This window comes from Coprococcus sp. AF38-1, assembly GCF_003603945.1.
In the GTDB taxonomy this organism is placed as follows: Bacteria; Bacillota; Clostridia; order Lachnospirales; family Lachnospiraceae; genus Coprococcus; species Coprococcus aceti.
In genome coordinates this window covers 18,220-34,644 of the sequence record NZ_QVGO01000011.1, presented here as the reverse complement: position 1 = coordinate 34,644, position 16,425 = coordinate 18,220, and the positions used below count along the sequence as shown (strand labels likewise).

Genomic DNA, 16,425 nt, shown 5'->3' with positions numbered 1-16,425 from the left:
AACGCATAAAAATACCCTCCTTACTGGTTGTCCAGTAAAGAGGGTACATATCATTTAAAATTGTATCTTTCTGCCGCTTTTTTGCTGTTTAGCGATAATTTTGTGATATTTTGAACATCCAGCTACTCTTCAGATAAAAACAGTGTGTTATCTCTTCTCCTTATACATCATGAGATGTGCCACCATAAGAAGTGCACTGGATATCCAGATCGACTTGAACCCCAGATGCAGCGTGCACACGCCGCCAGCTCCGGCGCCAAGTGCGAATATGATGATGATTCCATAATAGTGCATGGCCTTTCTGAGTGCCCCAGGCTCTTTGTCCCTGAGGTATACCGACAGACTCTCCGTTCCGCTTCGGAGATTTCCTATACACATCGTGCTGGCATAGCCGTAGCCATTTACTTTTCTGAAAGTCTGAACCTGCATGGAGCAGGCAAATGACACAAGCATCGTGGCGAGCAGATTGAACCTCACCGGTATGAATCCAACTGCAAACAATATCACGATCTCCACCAGCACAACTATCTGTCTCCAATGTATGCGGGATGCATTCTTGTATCTATGGCTTATCCTCTCCGCCACCAGCACGCCAAGTGCAAATGCGATCAACGGAAAAAGGTATCTCAATGCAATCTTAAAATCTCCCATCATAAGATGCTGGCTCATGAGAACCACATTTCCTGTCTGGGCGTTGGAGAACACCTCATCTCTGGCATTGTATGTATATGCATCCTGAAAACCTCCTGACAGTGCAAGTATGGCACTTAACAGAAATGTCTCGGATGTCTGTCTGAGTTCTCTGTTCTTTCTTAGCATACGCATCGTCTCTTTTCTATCTATATTTAATATTTGCAGTCTGTCTCATGCAGTAGGTAGTTCCCTGATACAAACTGCAATCCAATTAAACAAGATAACACAAATTCTTTATTTTACAATATGTATTCTTTTATAAACATTCTGTTAAATATCCTTGGCTGTTATTGCATTTTTTACCATAACAAATTATTATACTTACACAACTTGACAAATGCAGGTTCTATGCTATTCTATAGTCATATGGAGAGTCCTGCCAATTATATAAGTGGACATTCAGCAGAATAGCGTCACCTTTCAGGTGAACTATAAAAAGGACTATGTACGCATAGTCCTTTTACATTTTATAAGGAGGCATATTGAAACACGAATTAAAATTATATTGGATAGATATGAAATATATCCGCAATCTACACGCCAAAGATGACAGAATATACAACTCAAGTCCACAACTAGCTAAACATACTCGACCATATATCGGAATTATAGTCACTTGTAATGGTCAAAAATATTGTATACCATTAACATCCTTCAAACCAAAACACGAAAACATGTCTGATAGGATTGATTTTTCTCGAATTATTATAAATAGCAAAATCATCGCCGCTCTCAATTTCAGCAGAATGATTCCAGTTGAAACATCCCAATTATCAAGAATAGATACCAAAATAAGAAAGCACGATACCTCTGAAATTGCCAAAAGAAAGCAACTCTACAGGCAGGAGCTCCAATGGTGTAATGAAAATTACGACAAAATAGTCAACAAAGCCAACGTTCTTTACAACAAATACATGTCCGGCGAATATTTTAAACGAAGGCATGATTGCTTAAACTTCGCAGAATTAGAAAAGATATGCAAGCACTATAATTCACAATAAAACCCGCCACAGTCGGAAACCCATCCGGCTGCAGCGGTTTGCTATCCTTTATATTACAATTTACATTGCCTTCTTATATATCTCAGCGATCTCCTCCTGTGTGAATACCACAGGGTTGTTAGCTATGCTGGCTGCCGAAACCTTCATACAGTTCTCAGCCATCCAAGGAATATCCTTCTCCTCTATGCCGAGGTCTGAAAGCTTGACGTCAAGATCAAGATTCTTCAGAAGAGTTCTGATCTTCGGTGCCAAATCATCCGCCGTGATACCTCCAAATATTCTGGCGATCTTCGCGAACTTGAAGTGATCTCCCTTGTAGGATGCCTCGATGATAACTGGTGTCAGAGCTGCAAGTCCCTTGCCGTGAACTATGTTCTTAAGGCCGCTGGCCGGATGCTCCATTCCGTGAGCCAATGTGACTCCGGCTGTGTTGATGACCATACCGCCTATGGTGCTGGCCAGTGTTATCTTCTCCCAGCTCTCCTGGGTTCCTCTGCCCTTATATACATCCACAAGATTGTGGGCGATAAGATCAATCGCATACAGTGCAAGCGCATCTGTAAATGGCTGCGAGATCTTTGATGTGTATGCCTCCATGCAGTGGCACAGTGCATCAAATCCAACTGCCGCAAGCACGTGCTTTGGCATAGTCTTCATGCAGTCCGGATCCACGATGGATACCTTTGCCACGATGGCATTGCATCTGAGTGACTTCTTGTCGCCATTTTCCGGATTGGTGAGAACCGCAAATCCATTTCCCTCTGAACCTGTTCCACAGGTTGTAGGAATAAGTACAAGCGGAAGTGCCGTATCGCTGACCTTTCTGCCAAATATGTAATCGTTGATATCTCCATCATTGAGTGCCAGGAACGCTATAGCCTTTGCACAATCCATGATGCTTCCACCACCTATGGCAACGACCACATCACAGCCATTTGTCTTGGCAAATTCTGCACCTTCCATAGCTGTTGTAGTGAGCGGATTCTGTGCAACCTTATCAAACAGTGCAGTCTCAAGACCTGCTGCTTTCAGACTGTCATTTACCTTGTCATACAAGCCTGACTTCTTTGCACTGCTGCGGCCTGTGACGATGAGCGCTTTCTTACCATACGGCTTAGTGAGTTCACCGGTCTGGGCAACCTTTCCGGTACCAAATGCAATATTTACAGGAAGATTGTAGTTGAAGGCAATAGGCTGAACAAATTTTGTCTCATCCTCCTCAGCCATAACAAGCTCGATAGCAGCCTTGACCTCTTCCTCTCTGTTCTCTTCCTCATCTACGATCTCATCATCAATGAGGACATCGACATGTGAAGCGAATTTTTCTTTATATTTAAGCTTACATATTATGAAGAATACCACACCAAGAAGTGACCAGCCACCCGCCATAGCCCATTCCTGCCATACGAGTGCACTTCCTGAATTTGGAACTATGTACATCACAACCATAAAACCAGACATGAGGACTGCCAGTGCACCAACAATCTTATAATGCTTAACCTTATATGGTCTCTTCATATCCGGTGCCTTCTTCCTGAGTATCAGGAATGAAAGGGATACCATGCAATATGCAAGACAGCATCCAAAGTTACCTGCGTCAACTATCCATACCAGCATCTTACGGCCTGCAAGAGGAGCAAGAACTGAGAGGAAACCGATGAGGTAAAGTGCATTTACAGGTGTCTTGTGCTTCTTGTGAAGCTTTGCAAATGTCTTCGGGATCATGTATGACTCTGCCATGGAGTACATTGCACGGCTTCCTCCGATGAGGAACGAGTTCCAGCTAGTAACGATACCGCACATACCTCCTACAATAAGAACCTTCGACATAATACTGCTGTTGAACGCCTTTGCCATGGCATCCGCTGTAACAAGACCTGATCCATCCATGGATGCAGCTACCTCAGATGAATTCATGACATAACCTACACCTATGATGATAAGTGCATAGAAAAGAACCGCAAGAACAATTGAGAGTATCATGATCTTACCGATCTTCTTGAGAGGTACATTGATCTCCTCTGCAGCCTGTGGGATTACGTCGAATCCAATGAAGAAGAATGGTGTGGTAACAGCAACTCTGAGGATAGTCTTAAATATCTCCCCTGTGGAGTCTCCGTTGAACATCTGTCCGTCAAGGTTTGAGGCATCTCCTGTCACAACTGATGCAACTATGAGAAGAATACCAACACCGCCGATCACAACTGTAAGTATGGTCTGCAGAAGTGCTGCTGTCTTCGCGCCCTTTATATTGATATATGTTATAAATATCGCAACTATTATTGCAACCGCAAGCCACGATGCATAGATATCAAAACCTGCCACCGTGTACAGATATCCCTGAAGGAACTTTGGATATATATATGTGATGATGGTTGGAAGTGCACACGCCTCGAAACATACAACACTGACATATCCAAGTACGATAGCCCATGTACATATGTAAGAACCTATAGGTCCCATAGCCTTATAGCTGAACACATGCTCGCCGCCGCACTGAGGCATGGCAGCTGTAAGCTCTGCATATGTGAGTCCAACGAAGAATACCATCACACCGCCAAGTGCAAATCCGATGGCCGCTCCTATTACTCCACCTCTCGTGATCCAGTCGCCTGAGGATACTACCCAGCCCCAGCCGATCATGGCTCCAAAGGCTATCACCAGTATGTCCCAGGCAGAAAATACTTTATCAAATTCTGATTTTTTTCCTGCCATAATATCATCCTTTCTAATACATCCAAGCACACCATCCACAGTTTGTTAAAATGTTAAAAAAATGGCGTCAGGAATCACACTTTCCGTGTTCATCTGACGCCATTGTCATTTTCTATATTCGCGATGTAGTTGGAATTGCATATATATGTTAATTCACAATTTCTTTTATGCTTAATCCTCAAATCTCAGATCTATCATCTGAAGTATGTACTTTGCAGTTTTCTCAAGGCCAAGTACACTGGAGTCTATCATCATGTCTCGCATGCTGCAGTCTCTCATATCTCCACCTGTCATGTAGTTATATCTGGAACTGAGCATCCCATCGTTGTACTTGACAAGCTCAGCCGCCTTGTCATGATCAAGCCCCTTCTTCTCCATGACATACTGTATCCTCTTTTCTGTAGGTGCATATATGAATACATTCAGACAGTCATCTCTGTCCTTGAGTATATAATTGCTGCACCGTCCTATGATGATACAGGAAGATTTCTCTGCAAATTTATTGATAACCTCAAACTGCTTATAAATAACCCTGTTTGTAAGGTTTGCATATCGCGGTCCAAAGCTTGTATCAAATTCATACTTGACTGTCTCGCCCTGATCCGCCTTCTTGACAAGATCTCTGTCAACGCCAATCTCCTCAACGACCTTATCTATCAGATCTCTGTCGTAATACTCAACTCCCAGAGATTTCGCTACCATCTTGCCAATCTCTATTCCACCGCTGCCATATTCACATCCAACGGTCACAACAAAATGTTTCATCTACATCGCTCCTTCCAGGGGCTTCGCGTTTCCCCTATTTACTTAATTCTGCCACTGCATCTGTGATGATCTCAACAGCCTTATCACACTGCTCTTCGTTCACGATAAGTGGTGGGATCATACGGATTATATGAGCTCCGATGGCTGTGATCAGAAGCTTTCTGTCAAGACATCCATGTTTTACATCCACACCGCCGATCGTATCATCAAACTCAACACCAACCAGGAGCCCCTGATGTCTTACTTCCTTTACATGTGGGATCTTCTCAAGCTTTGCTGCGAAGTAATCTCCCATCTTCTTTGCATTTCCTGCAAGATCTCTGTCAAGCAGCTCATTTACCTCTGCAAGTGCTGCTGCACATGATACAGGATGTCCACCAAATGTTGTTCCATGTGAACCAGGTGTAAATGCCTTTGCAACCTCAACGGTTGCACATATAGCTCCAATCGGCATTCCGCCGCCGAGAGCCTTTGCCATGGACACGATATCCGGCTTGATTCCGTAATTCATGTATGACATGATATTTCCTGTTCTGCACCAACCTGTCTGAACCTCATCTATAAGGAGAAGCATGTCATTCTCATCACAGAACTCTCTGAGTCCCTTCATGAATTCCATTGTTGCAGGATGTACACCGCCCTCGCCCTGTACAGGCTCAACCATGATCGCTATAGTGTTCTCTGTACATGCATCCTTGAATGCCTGAAGGTCGTTGTAAGGTGCATATGAGAAGCCGTATGTCATAGGGCCAAATCCCACCTGGCAGCCATTTCCCGGCTGACCTGTTGCTGACATGGCGCCGAATGTTCTTCCATGGAAGCCCTGCTTTGCAGTCACGATATGGTAACGGTTTGGACCATACTTCTCAATACCATACTTACGGGCCATCTTGATCATAGCCTCATTGGCCTCTGTTCCTGAGTTCTGGAAGAATATCTTGTCCATTCCAATAGTAGTACAAACCTTCTCAGCAAGAAGTGCCTGTGGAATTGTGTAAGGATAGTTGAATGTGTGCATGATGTCACCGACCTGATCCTTGACAGCCTCAACAACCTTCTCATTGCAGTTACCTGCGCTGTTTACTGCGATTCCGGCGTAGAAATCAAGATATCCGTTGCCGTTCTCATCATATATGTACATGTCCTTTGCTGTCTCAGCGAGGAAATCGAAACGCTCATATGTCTCGATCATGTACTTGTCTACCTTGTCCTTAATGTCCTGAAATGTTAATCCTGTGTCTTTTAATTTCATAATCCTTACCTCCACTACATTTTGTAAAATCAGAAGAATCATGGTGCCGGATCGTTTTTGTCCCCAAGCATCAAAAAAGGCAAAGGAGACTGCGGACGAATGTTCGTCCAGGCTCCTTTGCCTTAAATTCTTGTTCTTTATATTTGACACACTTAAGATACCACTCAATATAATACATGTCAACACCTTTTCTTAATTTTCTTAAGATTGGCTTATTATCTGACTTTATTTGTATTACCATGCACTTCAGAACATTATTTTATTGAACATTTTGTGCATTATATTGGACAGATGATAATCTTTTACAACCACATTGTATGTACATTATTTTACACTTAATACCGCTCATATTTCCATGTTAGTGATAGTCCAGGAATACACATATACAGCTCACCTTTTCATTCCCATCGTTGCTGTACACATGAACCTTATCAGTCTCAAACCTGTATATCTGGTTCTTGCCGACCTTCTGTTTTGTATCACCTGCCTCAACAGTCAGAACACCCTCTGTAACCGACAGGTATTCTCTTGTCTTCTCACCATGGGAGCCGCTGACATATGTGCCTCCCGGCTCAATGTCTATACGATATATCTCCACCTCATGGCTGTCCTCATACGGAAAACACGTCCACACTTTATACTGTCCCTTTGCCTCCTTGATTGGAACAAGCTCCTCTGGATTCACAAGACAGGCCTCCATGGGCGGCGGATCAATAAGTTCATGAAACTCAACTCTGAGGCCGCTGGCTATCTTGCCCATGACACCCAGAGACGGATTAGCAGTGCCCTTCTCAATCTGCGCCAGCATGCTCTTGCTGACACCCGTCTGCTCAGACAGCACATCCAGGCTCATACCTTTGGAGGTCCTCATTCTATTCAGATTCACAGCAACATTATGTGATAAATAATCCATCGTACCCCTCCCGCTCAACATTATCACAAGGCATTTCCCGCTTTCGCGGGTCCTCCTTGTGATATATTACTGAGCGGGCGCATTCCTATGCACTCCGTGCGGCGCCCGCATTATCTCAAGGCATCTCCCGCTATCGCGGGTCCTCCTTGTGATATATTATGTCGTGTATCTTCTAATTTTTCAAGCGTCTACTTAGACGCCGCCTCCACTGCTGCCTCGAAGATACCCAGGCCGGCGGCAAGCTGCTCATCTGTGATGACAAGCGGTGCAAGGAATCTTATGACATTATTGTAAGTTCCTGCGCCCTCAACCAGCAAGCCACGTTTCCAGCACTCGGTGATGACCGCAGAGGTAAGCTCAGGAGCAGGCTCCTTGGTCTTCTTATCCTTGACAAACTCTATTCCTACCATTCCACCGAGTCCTCTGACATCGCCAACGCACTCATACTTCTCCTTGAGCTCATTGTATCTTGCCACAACCTTCTCACCAATCTCACATGAACGTCCTGCAAGATCATCTCTCTCCATGATCTCGATAGTCTTGAGGGCTGCTGCACAGGCAAGCGGATTTCCACAGTATGTACCGCCTATTGTTCCAGGAGCGACAGCCTCCATGATCTCTGATCTTGCGATGATGGCTGACAGCGGAACACCTGCTGCTATAGACTTGGCTGTTGCTATGATATCAGGCTGTACGCCTGCCTCCTGCCAATATACACTGGCAAATATTCTTCCTGTTCTGCAGAAGCCGCTCTGTACCTCATCCGCAATAAGAAGGATTCCATGGTCATCACAGAGCTTTCTGACAGCCTTTACCCACTCGATAGGTGCAGGTATGAAACCACCCTCGCCCTGAAGAGGCTCAACAACAACTGCCGCAATGGTATCTGCCGCTGCGCACTGTTCAAATACATCTGTGAGCGAATTCATATAGTAATCAAGAGCTGCCTCCTGTGGCATTCCCTCAAGATTCCTGTAGTAATATGGGAACTGTGCCCTGAACACTCCATTTGCAAGCTCACCCATCCCCTTTGCATAAGCCTTCTTGGATGTCATGGCCATTGTGTAATGTGTTCTGCCGTGGAAAGCTCCCGAAAATACGATGATATTTGGTCTCTTTGTAAAGCTCTTTGCAACCTTTACAGCATTCTCATCAGCTTCAGCACCACTGTTTGCGAAGAACACCTTCTTCTCGTCGCCCTTTACTGGTGCAATGGACGCAAGCTTCTCAGCGAGTGCCACATATCCCTCATGGGTTACCACATTGAACATGCCGTGGAAATATTTGTCAGCCTGTGTCTTGACAGCCTCAACGACCTCCGGCTGTGAGAATCCGATATTCAGGACTCCGACACCACCTATCCAGTCTAGGAACTTGTTGCCATCCACATCCTGTATCATGGCACCCTCACCCTTGTCTATAACAACCGGATACGCACACCTAATGGCAGATGGCACTGCCTTCTCTCTTCTCTTTATTACCTCCGCTGCCTTTGGTCCCGGCAGTGTCTCTGTGATTATCTCTGGTAAATCTGTTCTAAGCATAATTTTGTCCTCCTTTATTTTTTCAACCAGCAGCCTGTGCACCAGGGTCAGGCTTCCTTTCTGAAACACCGGCTGTCTTTTTTACTCTGCATATAGAATCGCACAACCGTAGGTGTTATGCCATATTCCCCAGGCACAAAATATTAGAACGCATTTGTGCTCATAGCACATTTTCCACCATTGACACAGGTCTGATATGCAGTAATAATAATATATAATGTGCTTTTCGCAAGACTATATATGTGCGCGTAATACAGGAGGGAACACTGACATGGCCATTTTTCTGAGAGATTTGTACTATGATACCAAACGAAAATACAACCTTAACCTGATATCCGGTGGAAAGGGAATGGAGAACATCGTAAGCTGGGTATACATATCAGAGGATATATCCACATCCACATTCTTGAACGGAGGGGAACTCATCATCACAACCGGCGTGACCTCCGGTGAACGCGAGGACTGGCTCAGGGCATTTATCAAAGAGCTCATAAAGAGGGGAACCTGCGGACTCATTCTGAATACCGGCAGATATATATTTGAGGAGGACATAACCGATGAGATCGTCAGACTGTGCTACCGCTATTCATTTCCTCTTTTTACCATGCCATGGGATACAAGGATATTCGATATCACCCACGACTACTACAACAGGATATTTGAAGACTCCAGGGATGATGGCAACATGACCGCAGCATTCCAGAATATCCTCATGGGGAATTCCCTGACCGACGAGCAGACTGACACAATAAAAGGCTCCGGATTCAACAATGGCTGCTACAACGTTCTGTCCATCGATACAGAAGCAACAGATGAGTTCATGTATATCCTGCAGAAGGTCTGCAACAATACAGATCTTGTCTTCCATGCATTTGTATATGATGGCAATCCGACAGTTATCCTGAGATTCCCTTTCTCCGGATCCATCGCAGACAAATGCAGTGACATCGCAGAGGCTCTGGTTGCAAGGTTCCCGGACCGCAGCATACATATGGGTTCCGGAAGCCCGGTTCTGTCCCTGACAGAACTCCCCTTGAGTTACCGCCGTGCAGTTTCTGCAAGGGAATTTACCGCAGACAACATATATTGTGATTACAACAGTCTCGGATTCCTGCGTATTCTTCTGGAAGTTAATGATGCCCAGCTCATACACTCATTTATCGCAGAGCAGCTCGGTGGTGTCATAGAGTACGACAAAAACCATCACTCAGCTCTGACGGACACTCTGTACGAATATCTTAAGTGCAGCGGCAGTGTTCAGCACATCTCTGAGAAAATGTTCTGCCACAGGAATACGATAAATTACAGGCTCCGGATAATAAAAGAAGAGCTGAAATATGATCTCTCCAATGCGGAGGTCAGATTCCAGCTCATGGCTGCATATAAGCTCAGAGAGATACGAAAAGTATAACTCTCTCCAATTATATCCATTACATAAAATGTGCATACACAGATGCAAGTATAACCGTAAGTATTCCCGTAACTGCAATCGACAGACTGCTCATGGCTCCCTCAACCTCGCCGATCTCCATAGCCTTGGCAGTTCCGATGGCATGGGCTGATGATCCCAGGGCAAGTCCCTTTGATATAGGTTCTTTAATACGGAATATCTTGAACACGATCTCTCCGATTATATTGCCGATCACTCCGGTCACAACTATGACTGCAACCGTGATGGTCACATATCCGCCAAGCTCTTCCGAGACACCCATTCCGATAGCTGTGGTTATGGACTTCGGAAGAAGTGTCACATAATCTTTATGGGAAAGTCCCATGACCTTGCACAACACAAGGACTGTAGTCAGACTCGTTATAACTCCGGCAACTATACCGCCGAGCACAGCCTTATAATTGTGCTTTAAAAGCTCCCACTGCTCATAGAGTGGGATTGCAAGACACACTGTAGCCGGTGTGAGGAACCAACTCAGATACTTTGCGCCTTCATTGTACACATCGTAATCCACATCAGCCACAACCAGCACCACTATAGTCACTATGATGGACACCAGCAGTGGGTTAAGTATAGCTATCTTAAGTTTCTTTTTAAGTACACTTCCAAACATATATGCCAGAAGGCTTATAGTCACCCCTGCAAATATGGACGATTCAAACATATCACTCATTTTCAGTCTCCTTCTTCCTGTCTCTCCTTATTATAAGCTGTGATACCCAGCCTGAAGCAAGCATGACCGTTATGACGACAACCACCGTTATGACGCTGACTGGCACAAGCACAGGCTTAAGCGTTCCCCACGACGACATAAGGCCCACACCAGCTGGTATGAACATGACCGGCATGATCTCTATAAGAAACTTGCCCACACTCTTCACATCTTCCAGCTTGAGGATCTTGGTCTGTAGGCAGATAAACATGATAACCATACCATATATACTCGCCGGAATCGGTAGTGGAACTATGTACTTAAGTATCTCACCGATAAAGGATATGGCGAGGATTATAAGAAACTGCTTCAAATATTTCATCTTTTTTGTCTTCCTTCTATATATTTATCATACACATATGGAGCAACGATTCACAACCTTGGTATACATGCCTGTATACAACCTCCACATATCGAGCCTTTTTCATAAAAAAGGAGGTTCGATACACAGATATAGTTACTCTGTATATTCAAACCACCCTTTAACCCTTTGATTATTATATTCTCACTTTGATTTTATTCAATAGAATATTCTGCATTTTTTTAATTTTGATAAATATAACAATTTTTTTAATTCAATCTGAAAATATTTCGTAAATATTTCTATTGACTATTATTTTTGCAGGAATCTCATCCTATGAATTTTTCATGATCACTGTGTTCACAATATCCGCCGCGTGCTCGCACACATCCATACAGTTCTCTATGCAGGCATATATGTTTTTCCACACTACCACAGTCCTAAGGTCACTCTCACCGTACAGTCTGTGCATATTCTCCACATACAATCTGTCTCCCTGCTCCTCAAGATCATTTACCCTGATTATGCTCTGCTCAATGGTCTTTGAACTCTTGAATCTCTTCAATTCTCCGATCACATCCTGCAGTGCCTTGATGCACTCGAGGAGCAGTTCTACCATCTGGGGTACATCCTCTCTGATAGTATCCACATTGCACATATAAATCTGCAGGAACACATCCTCAACAGCATCGGTAATATCATCCAGATAGTTAGACAGGGCAACCAGATCCTCCCGTTCAATCGGTGTTATGAACGCCTGACTGAGCACAGTCATCATCTTATGTTTCTTGCCATCGGCCTTCTGCTCAAGCTCATGCATACGATCACGATTTTCCTTGATGGTGTCCACCGAAAAATCCACGACTACGTTCTTCAGAAACTCCGCAGCCTGATACGAGATCTCCACACATGTATTCAGATTTTTAAAATAAAACTCGTCCTTTTTCTTCTTCACAATATTCTCTCCTTATAATCAAAACTCTATATTCGTAGGTGATTGAAAAACTCATAAGCTGTAATAGTGTAAGTGATTTTTGCATTACCAAATCAGGGGAATACGCAGCCGCCGGTCCTTAGGTGGCGCCTCAAGCGGCACCTTAGTACCGCTGCAGGCTAAGTTAAGTGGAAACGACCCCTGATTGGTATGCCAAAATATCACTTGCACTTCTCAGCCTGCATTTTCAACCACCTACAACCTACCCCAGCCACACGATCAGCAGCTTTGCCATGCCATATCCTATGACACCACAGCCAGGGAATGTGAGCACCCAGGCGAGCACCATATCACGCACCACCTTGAGGTTGATCGCAGATGCCCTCTTCTCAGCCCCCACGCCCATGATGGCTGTCGTCTTCACATGGGTGGTGCTGACCGGGATTCCGCATACCGTCGAGAGCAGGATACAGAGTGCCGCCGACAGATCAGCCGCAAATCCCTGATATTTCTCAAGCTTTACCATATCCATTCCAACAGACTTGATGATTTTCTTTCCTCCAATCGATGTTCCAAGTCCCATGACAACCGAACAAAGTATCATCATCCATATTGGTATCATTACATTTTCTGCACTGCTCTGTCCATTTACGAGAAACAGCCCAAGCAGGAGAACTCCCAGGAACTTCTGGCCATCCTGGGCTCCGTGCATGAATGCCACCGCCGCCGAGCCGGCCACCTGTGCTTTTGAGAAGAAAGCATTTGTCTTTCTTCTGTCAAAGCGGTAACAGATAACCGTGAGCAGCTTGCACACCACAAATCCGACTGCGAATCCGAGAACGGTTGACAGCACAAGACCATATATTACTTTTATCCACTCTGAAGGATTTACACCGTCCAGTCCTCCCTGAAGTGCTATGGCTGCGCCCGTAAGTCCGGCTATCAGGGCATGGCTCTCACTTGTCGGTATGCCGAATGCCCATGCACCGATTGCCCATATTACGATCGCCGTCATTGCCGCACACAGAGCGATCATCGCCGAGTCTGTGTCACCTCCAAAATTCACCATGTTCTTGATAGTCATGGCTACCTTTGAATTGACAAGCGACATGATAAGCACCCCAAGGAAATTGCAGGCAGCCGCCATAATTATCGCCTTATCCACATCTATGCATCTGGTAGACACACACGTCGCTATGGCATTTGGTGCATCCGTCCATCCATTTACCAGAATTACTCCAAGTGTCAGCAGAACGGCAATCAAAAGCGCCGGATGGCTCACAACCTGCTCTGCAAAATATGAAAATGTAATATTCTCCAGCATGTCTATCTCCTCTTGTCTTGTATGGCCTTAATGATCTGTATTATCGCAGTCGGTGCAAATGCAAGTCCCGCTATCTTCAGCACATCCGCTGCTCCAAGACTTACCACGCTGAACAGACTGTGAAGTCCCGGTATGAACAGGACCGCAGCCAGAAATGCCACCCCGGCTAAAAATGCATATACGCTGTATTTATTTGATCTAAATCCAAGCTTAAACATCGACTCCTCACTTCTGCAGTTAAAACCGTGGAACAGTCTGGCGAGTGTCAGTGTTGCAAATGCCATGGTAGTGGCTTTTGCCGAACTCACCGGCAGGCCAAGATGGAATGCTGTCATGGTCGCTATAGCGATGAGAAGGCCCTCCGAGAGCATCTTTGCCATAAAGTCAGATGTCAGTATTCCCTTCTTAGGATCCCTCGGTTTTTCTGAGAGCAACGATGGATCAGCCGGCTCCATTCCTATCGCGAGCGCAGGAAGAGAATCTGTGAGCAGGTTGATGAACAACAGATGTACAGGTGCAAACGGAACAGGCAGGGCCGCTATCGAGGTATAAAGCACCGCCAGTATTCCAGCTGTGTTTCCCGACAGCAGGAACAGTATCGCATTCTTTATGTTCCTGTATACATTTCGTCCATTTGACACCGCCTTGATGATGGTTGCAAAGTTGTCATCTGAGAGTATCATAGCCGCCGCATCCTTGGACACCTCCGTGCCGGTTATTCCCATGGCAACACCTATGTCTGCCTTCTTGAGTGCAGGGGCATCATTGACACCATCGCCTGTCATGGCTACTATATTGCCGTTCTTCTGCCATGCATCGACTATCCTTATCTTATTCTCCGGTGACACCCTGGCATATACAGATATCTTTGTTATGTCACGTGCAAGCTCCTCATCAGACAGAGCGTCAAGCTCCTCTCCCGTGAGTGCCATGTCCCCATCTTCGTATATTCCGATCTGCTTCGCTATGGCAACCGCTGTGATCTTGTGGTCTCCGGTTATCATGACCGGCTTTATGCCCGCACGCCTTGCATCGGCAACCGCTGCCATAGACTCCGGGCGTGGCGGATCCACCATGGACACAAGTCCAAGGAATGTAAATCCATACTCAGTATCAACTCCCAGTACCTCATCACTTTCCTTATATGCAAATGACAGTACACGGAGGCCATTCTCTGAGAATGCCTTGTTCTGAGCCTTGATCTTCGCTTTTTCTTCATCTGTCATAGGCTTTACGCCATCGCTGTATCTCACGCTCACGCATCTGTCAAGCAGCACATCCACAGCACCCTTGGTGAGTATGGTCGGGACCCCATGAAGCAGATACTTTGTACTCATAAGCTTTCTGTCCGAGTCGAACGGAACCTCCTCCATTCTGTCCATGCAGTCCCTGAGTACATCCTCCTTCAGACTCCATTTTACAGTCTCCGCAGGAACAGAGATACCTGTACCATCCGTCTCCATGCCTGGCATCATGTGGACCTGACGGAACATCTCAAGCAATGCATATTCCGTCGGATCTCCTATTCCTTTTCCATCCACTATGCTGGAATCATTGGTGAGAACCGCATCATATAGCAGATATCTGTGGAGCTGGTTATGGGAATCAAGCTCCTCCGGCTTGTAAAGTTTTCCATCCAGATATATCTCCTGCACGGTCATCTTGTTCTGTGTAAGTGTTCCGGTCTTGTCTGAGCAGATGACTGACACGCATCCAAGGCTTTCAACCGCCTTGAGGTTCTTGATGATCGCATTCTCCTTCGCCATCTTCTGGGTGCCAAATGCCTGCACGATGGTAACTATCGAACCAAGAGCCTCAGGTATAGCTGCAACTGCAAGGGCGACTGCGAACATCATGGAATCAAGCACCGCCATCTTCCTGTATATACAGAGGACAAATACCAGCGCGCACACGATCATGATGAATGCCGCAAGCCTTGCACTGAACTTGTCAAGGCTCTCCTGAAGCGGAGTCTTTCTTTCCTTTGCCGCATTCATAAGTCCTGCGATCTTACCGAGCTCCGTATCCATTCCTGTTCCGGTCACAAGCACCTCTGCTCGTCCGTATGTAACAAGACTTCCTGAATACACCATATTTGTCCTGTCTGCAAGAGGCACGGAACCTTCTATTATTGCATCATTCTTTTCCACATTTGTAGATTCTCCGGTGAGTGAACTCTCATTTACCTGGAGTGAGAAGTTCCTGAGTATCCTTCCATCGGCAACTATCATATCGCCCGCCTCGAGCAGCACGATATCACCCGGAACTATCTCGCGGGACGGAAGCTCCTGCTTCACACCATCTCTCATAACTTTTGCATTTGGGGATGAAAGCTGTTTCAAACTGTCAAGCGAACGCTCAGCTTTCACATGCTGCACCGTTCCAAGCACAGCATTCATGACGAGTACCGCCAAGATTACTATGGTACTCTCGATATTGTCAGAAAACATAGAAATGACCGCTGCTATGATCAGTATGATCACCAGCAGGTCACAAAACTGGCTGAGGAACACCTGTAATGTGCTCTTTCTCTTGCCTTCCTGGAGAACATTTTCTCCCTTTTCACTGCGGATCTCCTCTGCCCGCTCCGTCGACAGTCCGCGGCTGTCTGTCCTGAATTCTTTTAGTAATTCATCACCGGAACAGTTCCAAAAATTTTTCTCTGTCATACACACCAGACTCCTTTTCTTCTTAATCTCTGTAAACAGGTTGTGTGTGTCATGCAAAGAAAAAGGAACGAGACCTTCATTGCATGATAAACACACAATAAAAGTCTCGTTCCTTTCAAGTTCTATATACACTACTATATATACTCCGAAAG

13 protein-coding genes are annotated in these 16,425 nt (G+C 45.4%); 2 read left to right on the top strand and 11 right to left on the bottom strand.

What is annotated here, in order from left to right; genetic code table 11:
* Positions 1-147 precede the first annotated feature (147 nt).
* Complete coding sequence (locus tag DW025_RS14430; RefSeq protein ID WP_055224431.1) at positions 148-819, bottom strand: YoaK family protein; 672 nt, start codon at positions 817-819, stop codon at positions 148-150.
* Between the two features lie 356 nt (positions 820-1,175).
* Here DW025_RS14430 and DW025_RS14425 point away from each other — a divergent pair, with 356 nt between their 5' ends.
* Positions 1,176-1,694: a type III toxin-antitoxin system ToxN/AbiQ family toxin gene (locus tag DW025_RS14425; RefSeq protein WP_118649377.1), complete on the top strand. Its 519-nt coding sequence runs from the start codon at positions 1,176-1,178 to the stop codon at positions 1,692-1,694.
* Between the two features lie 60 nt (positions 1,695-1,754).
* Here the strand turns inward: DW025_RS14425 and DW025_RS15395 are convergent, their stop codons facing one another.
* The 5 genes from DW025_RS15395 to DW025_RS14400 form a co-directional block, all read right to left on the bottom strand.
* A complete protein-coding gene (locus tag DW025_RS15395) occupies positions 1,755-4,409 on the bottom strand; it encodes a bifunctional amino acid transporter/iron-containing alcohol dehydrogenase (RefSeq protein WP_120000465.1) in 2,655 nt (884 codons plus the stop codon).
* 171 nt (positions 4,410-4,580) lie between these two features.
* The gene (locus DW025_RS14415; protein WP_022058945.1) at positions 4,581-5,174 is read right to left on the bottom strand and encodes a cytidylate kinase-like family protein; all 594 of its coding nucleotides are present in this window, start codon (positions 5,172-5,174) and stop codon (positions 4,581-4,583) included.
* 34 nt (positions 5,175-5,208) lie between these two features.
* Positions 5,209-6,426, bottom strand: a complete 1,218-nt coding sequence (locus DW025_RS14410; protein ID WP_120000463.1) for an aspartate aminotransferase family protein — start codon at positions 6,424-6,426, stop codon at positions 5,209-5,211.
* Between the two features lie 358 nt (positions 6,427-6,784).
* Positions 6,785-7,339, bottom strand: a complete 555-nt coding sequence (locus tag DW025_RS14405; protein ID WP_022058947.1) for an XRE family transcriptional regulator — start codon at positions 7,337-7,339, stop codon at positions 6,785-6,787.
* A 188-nt stretch (positions 7,340-7,527) separates the two neighbouring features.
* Positions 7,528-8,883: an aspartate aminotransferase family protein gene (locus DW025_RS14400; RefSeq protein ID WP_120000461.1), complete on the bottom strand. Its 1,356-nt coding sequence runs from the start codon at positions 8,881-8,883 to the stop codon at positions 7,528-7,530.
* Positions 8,884-9,154: 271 nt separating this feature from the next.
* On the opposite strand from DW025_RS14400, the gene DW025_RS14395 reads away from it, so the two are divergent.
* Positions 9,155-10,294: a PucR family transcriptional regulator gene (locus DW025_RS14395; protein WP_165854802.1), complete on the top strand. Its 1,140-nt coding sequence runs from the start codon at positions 9,155-9,157 to the stop codon at positions 10,292-10,294.
* Between the two features lie 19 nt (positions 10,295-10,313).
* Here DW025_RS14395 and DW025_RS14390 read toward each other — a convergent pair whose 3' ends face one another.
* The 5 genes from DW025_RS14390 to DW025_RS14370 all read right to left on the bottom strand — a co-directional run bounded on the left by DW025_RS14390 (position 10,314) and on the right by DW025_RS14370 (position 16,273).
* Positions 10,314-11,006 carry an LrgB family protein gene (locus DW025_RS14390; RefSeq protein ID WP_015534210.1) on the bottom strand — a complete coding sequence of 231 codons (693 nt, stop codon included), beginning with the start codon at positions 11,004-11,006 and terminating at the stop codon, positions 10,314-10,316.
* The gene (locus tag DW025_RS14385; protein ID WP_118758521.1) at positions 10,999-11,367 is read right to left on the bottom strand and encodes a CidA/LrgA family protein; all 369 of its coding nucleotides are present in this window, start codon (positions 11,365-11,367) and stop codon (positions 10,999-11,001) included. Before DW025_RS14385 ends, DW025_RS14390 begins: the two co-directional genes overlap by 8 nt.
* A 313-nt stretch (positions 11,368-11,680) precedes the next feature.
* The gene (locus DW025_RS14380; RefSeq protein WP_165854801.1) at positions 11,681-12,301 is read right to left on the bottom strand and encodes a DUF47 domain-containing protein; all 621 of its coding nucleotides are present in this window, start codon (positions 12,299-12,301) and stop codon (positions 11,681-11,683) included.
* 241 nt (positions 12,302-12,542) lie between these two features.
* Positions 12,543-13,604 carry an inorganic phosphate transporter gene (locus tag DW025_RS14375; RefSeq protein ID WP_120000456.1) on the bottom strand — a complete coding sequence of 354 codons (1,062 nt, stop codon included), beginning with the start codon at positions 13,602-13,604 and terminating at the stop codon, positions 12,543-12,545.
* 2 nt (positions 13,605-13,606) lie between these two features.
* On the bottom strand, positions 13,607-16,273 hold the full coding sequence (locus DW025_RS14370; RefSeq protein WP_120000454.1) for a cation-translocating P-type ATPase: 2,667 nt from the start codon (positions 16,271-16,273) through the stop codon (positions 13,607-13,609).
* Positions 16,274-16,425 lie beyond the last annotated feature (152 nt).